The 10,350-nt window shown below is 72.4% G+C and carries 8 protein-coding genes; 3 read left to right on the top strand and 5 right to left on the bottom strand.

Features of this window, described 5'->3' with window-relative positions; all coding sequences use genetic code 11:
• Positions 1–441: 441 nt before the first annotated feature.
• From RM590_RS33560 to dgoD, 3 genes are all read left to right on the top strand, one after another.
• On the top strand, positions 442–663 hold the full coding sequence (locus tag RM590_RS33560; protein ID WP_311708576.1) for a hypothetical protein: 222 nt from the start codon (positions 442–444) through the stop codon (positions 661–663).
• A gap of 152 nt (positions 664–815) precedes the next feature.
• On the top strand, positions 816–1,589 hold the full coding sequence (locus RM590_RS33555) for an SDR family NAD(P)-dependent oxidoreductase (RefSeq protein ID WP_311708575.1): 774 nt from the start codon (positions 816–818) through the stop codon (positions 1,587–1,589).
• A gap of 65 nt (positions 1,590–1,654) precedes the next feature.
• The gene (gene dgoD, locus RM590_RS33550) at positions 1,655–2,800 is read left to right on the top strand and encodes a galactonate dehydratase (protein WP_311708574.1); all 1,146 of its coding nucleotides are present in this window, start codon (positions 1,655–1,657) and stop codon (positions 2,798–2,800) included.
• 653 nt (positions 2,801–3,453) lie between these two features.
• Here dgoD and RM590_RS33540 read toward each other — a convergent pair.
• Genes RM590_RS33540 through RM590_RS33520 form a run of 5 tightly spaced genes read right to left on the bottom strand, consistent with a single transcriptional unit; the run spans position 3,454 to position 10,274 of the window.
• Positions 3,454–4,719: a cellulase-like family protein gene (locus RM590_RS33540; RefSeq protein WP_311708573.1), complete on the bottom strand. Its 1,266-nt coding sequence runs from the start codon at positions 4,717–4,719 to the stop codon at positions 3,454–3,456.
• Positions 4,720–4,746: 27 nt separating this feature from the next.
• Positions 4,747–5,616 carry a carbohydrate ABC transporter permease gene (locus RM590_RS33535; protein WP_311708572.1) on the bottom strand — a complete coding sequence of 290 codons (870 nt, stop codon included), beginning with the start codon at positions 5,614–5,616 and terminating at the stop codon, positions 4,747–4,749.
• The gene (locus RM590_RS33530) at positions 5,613–6,572 is read right to left on the bottom strand and encodes a carbohydrate ABC transporter permease (RefSeq protein WP_311708571.1); all 960 of its coding nucleotides are present in this window, start codon (positions 6,570–6,572) and stop codon (positions 5,613–5,615) included. The genes RM590_RS33535 and RM590_RS33530 overlap by 4 nt, the downstream gene beginning before the upstream one ends.
• Positions 6,569–7,897: an ABC transporter substrate-binding protein gene (locus tag RM590_RS33525; RefSeq protein WP_311708570.1), complete on the bottom strand. Its 1,329-nt coding sequence runs from the start codon at positions 7,895–7,897 to the stop codon at positions 6,569–6,571. The genes RM590_RS33530 and RM590_RS33525 overlap by 4 nt, the downstream gene beginning before the upstream one ends.
• On the bottom strand, positions 7,890–10,274 hold the full coding sequence (locus RM590_RS33520) for a beta-galactosidase (RefSeq protein WP_311708569.1): 2,385 nt from the start codon (positions 10,272–10,274) through the stop codon (positions 7,890–7,892). The genes RM590_RS33525 and RM590_RS33520 overlap by 8 nt, the downstream gene beginning before the upstream one ends.
• Between the last annotated feature and the right edge of the window lie 76 nt (positions 10,275–10,350).

Genomic DNA, 10,350 nt, shown 5'->3' with positions numbered 1-10,350 from the left:
CCGACCCGCCCACCATCCTCATGGCCCGGGGAGTCCACCTCCACCTGCTGGACCTCCTCGGCCTAGAAGTGATGCAACCGCGCTGGTTGCAGACCTGAATCAGCGACCCGCGAAGTACGGGGCTAGGTGGCGTCCCTGCACGTCGACACGACCGCGTTCCCGTTTCCATTGCTCGAAGAGTTCCACAGTAGGCCGGCCGGAGGAACTCTCGCACCACCCGCGGCGGATGGGTCATCCGGGGAGCGCACCCCGAACCCGTTCGCCGCCCCGACCTCCGTTCGACGGTCTGAAGAAGTTCCGTTCACCGACACTCCGTTCGGGCAGCAACGCCCCGAACGAGGCGCGGGCGAACGTTCCTTGATCGGCGTTACCTCACGGACCGGTGCTCCGTTGACGGTGTGGCCGCGGCAACGGGCCGCGGCGGAAGTTCAGGAGTGGGTCATGAAGCACACGAAGACAGTTGTCGTCACATTGGTATGCGGAGCCGTTTGCGCGGCAGGAGCCGGCACGGCCACGGCCGTCACCGTGGCCGCCGAGGGGGCCGTTCCCGCCCCGTATGTCGCCGACCTGACCGCCCCCGTCCACAACGCGACGGCCATGGTCCCGACCGCGGTGGCGGCCGTGCTCGAGACGGCACAGCGGAGTGCGCCCGTCGTTCCCTGATCGCGGCAACCGGGCCGCGTCGGCCTCCCCCTCGCCCGGCACTCCCTCAGTCATCGACTCTCTTGGCAGGGCGCAATAATTCATATTTAATGGAACGAGCAGGTGTCCGGGCGCCACCCATCGCGTGGCCGTTTCCCGCTTGGAGGAGTCTCGTGCCATCTCCGACGTCTCACAAGGGCCGGTTCGGCGGCCGGTGCGTCATCCTCACGGGAGCCGCCTCGGGTATCGGCGCCGCCACGGCCCGGCGGCTGGCCGCCGAGGGGGCCGGCGTGCTCGTCGCGGATGTGCGGCCCGACGCCGGCGAGGCGGTCGCGGCGGCGATCCGGGAGGCGGGTGGCCGGGCCGCGTTCCAGTCCTGCGACGTCTCCGACGAGGCCGACTGGCAGCGGGCCGTGCGGGTGGCCGGCGAGCGCTTCGGCCCGGTGTCCGGACTCGTGAGCAACGCCACCACGGTGACCATCGCGCCCGCCCACGAAACGGAACTCGCCGACTGGAACCGCCAGTTGTCCGTGGGGCTGACCGGCTCCTTCCTGGGGTTCCGAGCCTGTCTGCCGGATCTGCGCCGCACCGGGGGCAGTGCCGTCCTGGTCTCCTCCGTGCACGCGCTGGTCGGGCTGCCCGGCCGGCCCGCCTACGCGGCGGGCAAGGCCGCGCTGACCGGGCTGACCCGGCAGCTCGCCGTGGAGTACGGCACGGAGGTCCGCGTAAACGCGGTGCTGCCCGGGCCCGTACTGACCCCCGCCTGGGACGGCATCTCCGAGGCGGACCGGGCCGCCAGCGCCGAGCAGACCGCCGTCCGCCGCCTCGGGCGCCCCGAGGAGGTGGCCGCGGCCATCGCGTTCCTCCTGCACGAGGACGCCTCCTTCGTCACCGGAGCCTCACTCGTCGTCGACGGTGGCTGGAGTGTGCTGAAGACCAGTTCGTGAGCGTCCAGCGTCCTCACGAGCGAAACCGCCCCCGTTCACGCGTCCGCGCAAGCCAGGAGCACCACGTGAAAATCGCCCGCATCGAGACGTTCGCCATACCACCCCGCTGGCTGCTGTGCCGCGTCGAGACCGACGACGGTGTCGTCGGCTGGGGCGAGCCGGTGGTGGAGGGCCGGGCCGCCACCGTGCGCACCGCCGTCCACGAGCTGGCCGAACTGCTGGTGGGCAAGGACCCGTTGCGCATCGAGGACCACTGGCAGGTGATGACCAAGGGGTCGTTCTACCGGGGCGGGCCCGTGCTCTCCAGCGCGGTCGCGGGGCTGGACCAGGCGCTGTGGGACATCGCCGGAAAGGTCTTCGGCGCGCCGGTGCACGTCCTGCTCGGCGGCCCCGTCCGGGACCGGGTCCGCGCCTATAGCTGGGTCGGCGGCGACGAGCCGGCCGAGATCGCCGACGCGGTCGCCGCGCAGGTCGAGGCGGGCTTCACGGCCGTCAAGATGAACGCGAGCGGCCGCATGAACCGGCTGGCCACCGTCACGGACCTGGACCGCGTCGTGGAACGGGCCGAGGCCGCCCGCGAGGCGCTCGGGCCCGACCGGGACTTCGCCGTCGACTTCCACGGCCGCTTCAGCACGGCGAACGCCCGCAAGGTGCTGCCGCTGCTGGCGCCGAGCAATCCGCTCTTCGCGGAGGAGCCGCTGCTGCCGGAGTACACCCACCTGCTGGGCGACCTGATCGCCGCCTCGCCCGTGCCGGTGGCCACCGGTGAACGGCTGTACTCCCGCACGGACGTGCTGCCCGCGCTGCGCGCCGGTGTGGCGGTGCTCCAGCCGGACCTCTCGCACGCCGGCGGGATATCCGAGGTCCGCCGCATCGCGGCGCTGGCCGAGACGTTCGACACGCCCATCGCCCCGCACTGCCCGCTGGGCCCGGTGTCGCTGGCCGCGAGCCTCCAGATCGCCTTCGCGACACCCAACTTCCTGATCCAGGAGCAGAGCATCGGCATCCACTACAACACGGGTGCGGAGGTGCTGGACTATGTGGTCGACCGCGAGGTGTTCCGCTTCCACGAGGGCCACTTCCGGCGCCCGGCCGGCCCGGGGCTCGGCATCGAGGTGGACGAGCGGGCCGTGCGCGCCGCCGACGGCCGCGCGCCTGACTGGCGGGGGCCCATCTGGCGGCACCCCGACGGCTCGTTCGCGGAATGGTGACCCGGACATGAGAAGCGCACCCGTGGACTGCGCCGCGAGCGGCTGGCCGCCATCGTCCGCGGCCGGGACGGCGGTGCCGCGCCGCGGCCGGTGCTGGCGCTGGCCGAGGAGGGCGTCTCGCTGATCGAGGTGTCCCTCAATGCCGCCGATGCCGCCGGGGTCATCGCCGCGGCCCGCGCCGGGGAGTTCGAGGGGAGCGACCGTTGAGCGAGGACCGGCCGCCGCTTCAGGTGCTGACGTTCGACGAGGCCATGCTGTCGGTCCAGGTGGGCGGGCCGCTCGCGGTCGGGGCACCGGCCCGGGTGACGGTGGCGTGCCCACCGGGGCACTGCTCCGGAGGACCGGGGGCGGGCACCGCGCGGGTCCACTACTGGCGCGCGGGGTCGGCCGCCTCCCGGCTGGATCCGGGGCATCTGGCGCCCGCGCTGGTCGCGCGCGAGCGGGGCCGGACCGTGGTCCTGGACGTCAACCACCGGGCGCGGCCGTGGTCCTCGGCCCGGGCCGCCGCGATGCTGCCCCGGGTGGACGTGCTGATCGCCTCGGACGACGAGCTGCCCGTCGTCTCCGGTGCGGCGGGCGACGACGAACGGGCGCGGGGCGCTGATCCGGCCGGGGCGCCGCGGGGCGGCCCGCCCGGATCAGCGGTCGGCGGGTCAGCCGCGGAAGGCGTCGTTGCACTCGCGCTGGAGCGCGATGTCCTGCCACATGGCGTGGTGCGGCGCCGCGTTGGAGCAGACGACCGTGCCCAGGGCGCCGGCGCGGGCGCTCTCGGCGACCGCCCGGCGGCAGATCGCCGCGCCGACCGGGCCCTCCTCGAACGTGCCGTGCGGGGGCGTGTAGCCGACCCATCCCTCGCCGAAGACGAACGGCACCCCGGCCCCCGCCGCCCAGTCGGCAGCAGCGGCGATCCAGGTGACCAGCCGCTGCTCCATGGCCAGGCGGTGGGTGGCGTAGCGGTCGTACAGCCAGGCGTCCCACTTCAGCGGGTCGCACCAGTCGTGCACATACAGCTCGCGGAGGCCCACGATGGTCGCCTCCAGCCGCCACCGGTCGGCGGCCGGGGGTGCCCAGTCGGCCAGGTCGGGCGCGTCGTCCCGCAGCAGCTCACGGCGGGCCGCGTCCTGCGGGAACGGGCGGGCGGGGTCGCGCAGCGCGAAGGTGTCGATGAGCTCGCCGAGGACGCCGTAGACGTAGGGGTGGAAGACGGCGACATCCACCTCGGCGGGGATGCCGCGCAGCGAACCGACGGGCACCTCCGCGTAGTTGACGGTGACGGGCCGGTCCGGGTGGCGCTCCTTGAATCGGGCGATTCCGCGCCTCAGGCGGGGCCGCAGCTCCACCACCCGGTCGTGGCCGGAGAGTTCGTCGGCGAGCCGGCCGGCCTGGACCTCGTTGTGCAGCTCGGTGAAGGCGACGCGGTCGTCCAGCCCGCCGTGTTCGGCGAGGAAGTCGATCAGGTCGGCGAGGGCGTCGGCCAGGGCCTCGGCGCGCCGTTCGGGGTCGATGGCCATCAGGGCGTCGAACCAGCGCCGGTCCCCGGCGAAGGACGGGCTCTGCTGGTACTCCCAACTGGAGAGGATGACGAAGAAGTCGTGGCGGCGGGCGGCCTCGAAGAGTGCCAGCAGGTGGGCGCGGCCGTCGATCTCGGTGGTGCCGCGGACGTCGTACCAGCGGACCCGCTGGCCAAAGGCGCCGCCGAGCGGCCCCAGCCGCAGGCGGTGGGTGTCGATGCCGGAGCCGAACAGCAGGAACGGCATGGCGCAGATCCGGATGGTGTTGTAGCCGCGTTCCGCGGCCTGGGCGAAGGCGCGGTCGAGGTCCTCGAAGGGCTCCCCGGGACCCGTGCGGGTGTACCAGGTGAAGTCCCAGAGGGTGATGGTGAGTTTCCCGGGGAGGTGGGCGGGCAGCGGGGTGGGCACGGTGAGCCTTTCTGTGGTCGGTTCGGGTCAGGACTTGACGGCTCCGGCCGTGAGCCCTTCCAGGAGCTGTTTGCGCAGCAGGAAGAAGACCAGCAGGCTCGGTATCGCGGCGAGCACACTGGCCGCGAGCACCAGGTCGTACTGGCGGCTGGTGGCGCCGAACAGCGCCTGGATGCCCAGCGGCAGGGTGTAGTCGCCCGGTTCGCTGATCACGATGAGCGGCCAGATGAGGCTGTTGTAGCTGGTCAGGAAGGACCATACGCCCAGCGCGCCGAGGGCGGGCCGCAGCAGCGGCAGCACCACGCGGCGGAAGAGGCCGAACTCGGTGCAGCCGTCGACCCGGGCCGCGTCCAGCAGGGCGTCGGGGACGGACTGCTCGGTGTACTGCCGCATCATGAAGATGCCGAACGCGGGTGCCACCCAGGGGACGACGAGCGCGAAGTACGGGGTCGTCAGGTGTGCCTTGGCCACCATGATGAACAGCGGGACGACGATGACCGCGAACGGCACGGCCAGTGAGCTGAACATGATGTTGAACAGCAGGTTCTTGCCCCGGAAGCGGTATTTGGCGAAGGCGAACCCGGCCAGCGAGCACAGTCCCACGGCCGCCGCCGTGGAGATGGCGGCCACCAGGGTGCTGGTGACCAGCCAGCTCCGATACGGCTGCCCGTCCAGCAGGCCGCGGTAGTTGGCCAGCGTGCCGGGGAGCGGCAGCGGCTGCGGCGGGTAGGCGAAGATGTCGCCGCGCGCCTTGAAGGACGAGGACAGCGCCCACAGCAGCGGCAGCGCGAAGACCACCAGCAGCGATATCAGGAACGCGTACAGCAGCACCCGGTTGCCGGCGCGGCGGCGCCCGGTGGGCGCGGTCGGCGTGGGGGCGTGTGCGGCGGTTGTCATCGGGACTCCCTTCCGATGCCCAGGATCCGGTTGGCCAGGTAGCCGAGCGTGAAGACGGCGATGAACAGCAGCACGCCGGCCGCCGCGGCGTATCCGAGCTGCTGGCGCTGGAAGCCGGCCCGGTAGATGAACATGGCGACCGACATGGTCGATTCGCCCGGGCCGCCCTGTGTGAGGAGGAACGGCTCTTCGAAGATCTGCGCCGAGCTGACCAGCACGGTGACGGCGACGAACGCGGTCACCGGCCGCAGCGCGGGCAGTGTGACGTCCCAGAACCGGCGCACCGGGCCCGCGCCGTCGATGGCCGCCGCCTCGTACAGCTCGCGGGGCACGTTCTGGAGGCCGGCCAGGAAGAAGATCGTCAGGTAGCCGGTCCAGCGCCACAGCACCAGGACGACAACGGAGAACTTGGCCCACTGGGGGTCGCCGAGCCAGTCGATGCCGCCGAATCCGAAGAGCGCCTGGAGCGTGCCGTTGATCAGCCCGAACTCGTTGTCGAAGAAGAGTCCGAACATCAGGGTGATGACGATGGGCGAGATGACGACCGGCATGAAGTACGTCATCCGGAAGAGATCCCGGCCGCGCAGCCCGCGGGTGTTGAGGGCCTGGGCGATGAGCAGGGCGGCGGGCACCACGACGACCAGGGTGAAGGCGACGTAGAAGGCCGTGTTGCCGACCGAGGTCCAGAAGCTGTTGTCGGTCAGCAGGTCACGGTAGTTGCGCAGGCCCACCCAGGTGGGCGAGCCGAGGCCGGCCCATTCGGTGCAGCTCAGGTAGACGCCCACCAGGATCGGCACCAGGAGGAAGAAGACATAGAGGAGGTAGAAGGGGGAGATGAAGACGTAGGGCGCCAGGCCGCGTTGGTGGCGCGACCACCAGGACTGCCGGGGCGCGGCGGGGGCGTCGGCCGTGTCGCGGGCCTCCGGCCGCGGTCGGTAGGTGGTGGGTGCGGTCATCGCTTCACCTGCTGTCGGTAGGCCCCGATGCCGGCCTCGATCGCGGCGGCCGGGGAGGTGCGTCCCTTGAGGGCGTCCAGCACCGGGCCGCCCAGGACATCGGTCAGAATCTGCATGCCGGCGGCCTGGTAGAACAGCGGCAGATCGGCCGCGGCGCGGCTGTAGACGTCGAAGACCCGCTGTCCGCCGAGGTAGGCGTTTTCGACGCCGAGCAGTTCCGGGTCCTGGTACAGGGATTTCAGGGTGGGGAGGTAGCCCCCGGAGCGGTAGCGCAGGATCTGCCCCTCGCGGGTGAGGTAGACGCGGCCGAGCAGTTCCAGGGCGGCCTGCGTGTTGGCCTTGTCCTTCAGGACGGTGAACGCGGTGCCGCCGAGGGTCGAGGCGATGTGCCCGCCGCCGGTGAACCGGGGCAGGGTGCGCATGCGCCATCTGCCCTGCTGGTCCGGCACGTTGGCCTGGAGCCCGTAGGCGTTGTACCAGTTGGGCATGACGGTGGCCGCGAGTCGTCCGGACTTCAGCGCGGCGGCGCAGGCGCTGCCGTAGGGGTCGGGGAGGGCGAGCAGGAATCCGGTGCGCACGCCGGCTGTCATGAACTCCAGGACTTCGAGGGCCTCTTGCGAGTCGAGGACCAGCTCGCCCGACACGTCGAACGCGCCTCCGCCACGCTGGAGCAGCAGTTGCAGGAAGGCGTTGACGACGGAGCCGTTGTCGCCGGTGGAGACCATGCCGAGGCTGATGTCGCGGTCGCGGGCGAGGCGTTCGCCGTGCTCGGCCAGTTCCTCCCAGGTCGCCACGTCCTCGGGTACGCCGTGCTCGGCGAAGACGTCCTGCCGGTAGTAGAGGACGGAGATGGAGTTGTCGGAGTCCAGCCCGTAGGGCTTGCCGTCCACCGAGTAGGGGGCGAGTTTGAGGAGTTCGTCGCCGAAGGGCGCGACGATGTCGGTCAGGTCGGTGAAGAGGTGCTCGGCGATCGAGGACACCATGACGCGCGGGAACTGGTCGATGACGACCCCGGCCAGATCGGGCGTGTTCCCGTCGGCCACGGCCTGGGTGATCATCCGCGTGACGATGTCCGCCGGGGCGGCGTTGGTGACGTTCACCGCGAACTCGTAGCGGGAGCCCGCCGTCAGGGCCGGGTCGGCGACCGCCGTCTGGAAGGTGGTCACATAACCGGGGTCGTGGGTCCACAGTCGGAGGTCGACGGGTCCCGAGGCGACGGGGGTGGCGTCGGCGCCGCCGCAGGCGGCGAGCGCGGGCACGGCGAGGGCGCCGAGCCCGGCTCCCGCGAGGCCGCGCAGGAGTGTCCTGCGGCTCGGTTCAGTCATCGTCATCTCCGGTGGTCGGGCGCAGGGTGGCACGGTGCAGGGGAACGAGGACGGCGGAGTCGACCCCGGCGCGGGTGCGGGCGGCGGCCAGTCCGGGGCGGACCGCGGGGTCGACGTGGACGGCGCTGTCGGCGGCCAGCGGCAGGACGCGCAGTTCCAGGCCGTGTTCGATGACCTCGGCGGCGAAGCGCCGGAGGCCGATCTCCCAGTCCGGCCCGAACCAGAAGTGGTCGGCGACGAGCCTGCCGCCGATGTAGGCGCGGGCGACGTCTCCGGTGTAGCGGACGCGCAGCAGGACCTCGCCGTCGCCGTCGAACGCCGCCGGCGGCACGGTGACGCGGTGGACGGCGGCGTGGTCGAACGCCGCGTCCTCGGGCGCGGAGGTCCGGTCGTGGGGGCCGCCGGTGCGGGCGGGGGCGGCGGACGCCGTGGCGCGCACGCACTCGACGCCGACGGCGGCGGGCGGGGCGGGGAGCGTCAGGGACCAGCGGGTGAAGGCGCCGTCCGGGTCGGCCGGGGCGAGGCCGGGTCCGTCGAGCCGGGCGGGGGCGGGCAGGAACGCCAGGTCGAGCCGGTCGGCGTCGGTGTGGACCCGCAGTTCGTCGCCGTCGGCGAGGACGAGCGCGGGGCAGAGCACCAGCCGGTCACCGCCGGCGAGCCGGACCCGGTGCAGGGCAGGGGCCTGCCCGGCGCTCAGGACCAGGAGGCGCACCGGGCCGTCGGGCGTGGTGACGGTCAGCAGGGCGTCGGTGCCCGGCGCGGTGACCGTCACCACGGTGCCGTCCGCCGTCCGGCTCACGCCGCCGGAACGGGCCGGGACGGCGACGTCGGTGTCCGGGGGGAACGCGAACTGCGGGGTGATGCCGGGCGTGGCGGTGAACACGGCGAGCGGTGTCCCGGCCACGGGCAGCCGCGTCACGGGCTGGGCGCTGGCCCAGGACAGGCGCGCGCCGCGCCCCAGGTCGTAGCCGATGGGCCATACGAAGTGAGCCCCGGAGGGAACGGTCACCGGCTCGGCGGGGAGCGTCACCGTGGTGTCGCCCAGTTCCACGGCGAAGCGGACGCCGTGCCGGTCCGGCAGCGGCTCGTGCGGCTGGTGGTTGTTGACGAACACGAAGCCGCTGCCGCCCGCGGCCCGTACGGCCCAGCGGAGTGTGCCCCGGTCGTCCAGGTCACCGGGCACGGTCTCCGGCTGGCACAGCGGCATGCCGGCCAGGTCCGCGCCGGAGTCGCGCAGGAACAGGTGCTGGGCGCGCAGTCCGTGCCAGGACGGCCGGACCTGGCCGTACTCGCCGAGCGGCGCCTGGAAGTCGTAGGTGACGGTCGGGAGGTCGTTGGGGTAACCGGTGGCGTGCGACTCCTGGTTGGGCAGCTCCAGGTCCAGCCGCTGAGAGCAGCCGTGGTAGAGGTAGTAGCCCTGCCAGACCGAACCGCTGCCGAGCTTGGCCAGCGCCAGGGCGGTGACGTCGGCGGCGCGAACGGTCGGCCGGCGGTGGTAGGCGATGGCCATCCCCGCACCCAGCTCGCAGGTGGCGTACGGGTAGCGGCGGTCGTCGGGGCCGGTGCCGGCCGGCCGGGAGGCGCGCAGGTCCGCCCCGATGTTGTGGTCGTCGCGGATCGGCGTGAAGAAGTAGTGCCGGCGCATCTCGCGGGCCCAGCCCTCGAAGGCGTCCTCCCAGAACGCCTCCGGGTAGCCGCCGTACAGGGGCAGCACCACGTCGGGGGGCAGCGCGGCGGCGCCCCAGGCGGTGGCCGTCCACAGCGGGGCGCGCAGCCCCTCCTTCTCGGCGATGCGGCGCAGGGTCGCCAGATGGCCGGGCTGGTCGTACAGCTCGTTCTCCACCTGGATCCCCACGATGGGGCCGCCGTCGAAGGACGACAGGCCGCGCAGCTCGTGGGCGATGCGCGCGTAGTAGCGGCGGACGAGCGTGAGGTACGCCGGGTCGTCGGTGCGCGGGACGCAGTCCCGCTCCGCCAGCCAGTCGGGGAAGCCGCCGTTGCGGCATTCGCCGTGTGCCCAGGGGCCGAGGCGCACCACGGCGGCGAGTCCCAGCTCCCCGCACAGCGACACGAAGTGCCGTACGTCCAGGCCGTCTTCGAAGCGGAAGTCGCCGGGCCGTTCCTCGTGCTGATTCCAGAACAGGTAGGTGGCGACGGTGTCGATGCCGCCGGCGCGCGTCTTCAGCAGTTCCTCGCGCCAGTCGGACCGAGGGTAGCGGCTGAAGTGGAACTCCCCCATCACCGGCAGCCAGGGCCGGCCTCCTCGTCGCAGCGAGCGGCTGTCGACGGACACCGCGTCCGGGGAGCCGGCCGGGCTCCCCATGGAAAGGTGTCCGGTGAGCGGCGGCGAGAGGGCGGGGACGCGTGCGGAGAGCATGCGGGCTCCTGCGGTGAGGCGGCTCGGGAAGTGCGTTCATCGTCCGCAGCGCACTCACGACTGTCAAGATGTATTC

Origin of the sequence: Streptomyces litchfieldiae, from assembly GCF_031845365.1 — a bacterium.
GTDB lineage: Bacteria > Actinomycetota > Actinomycetes > Streptomycetales > Streptomycetaceae > Streptomyces > Streptomyces litchfieldiae.
The sequence above is the reverse complement of the archived record's forward strand: the minus strand, read 5'-3'. Positions and strand labels throughout refer to the sequence as shown.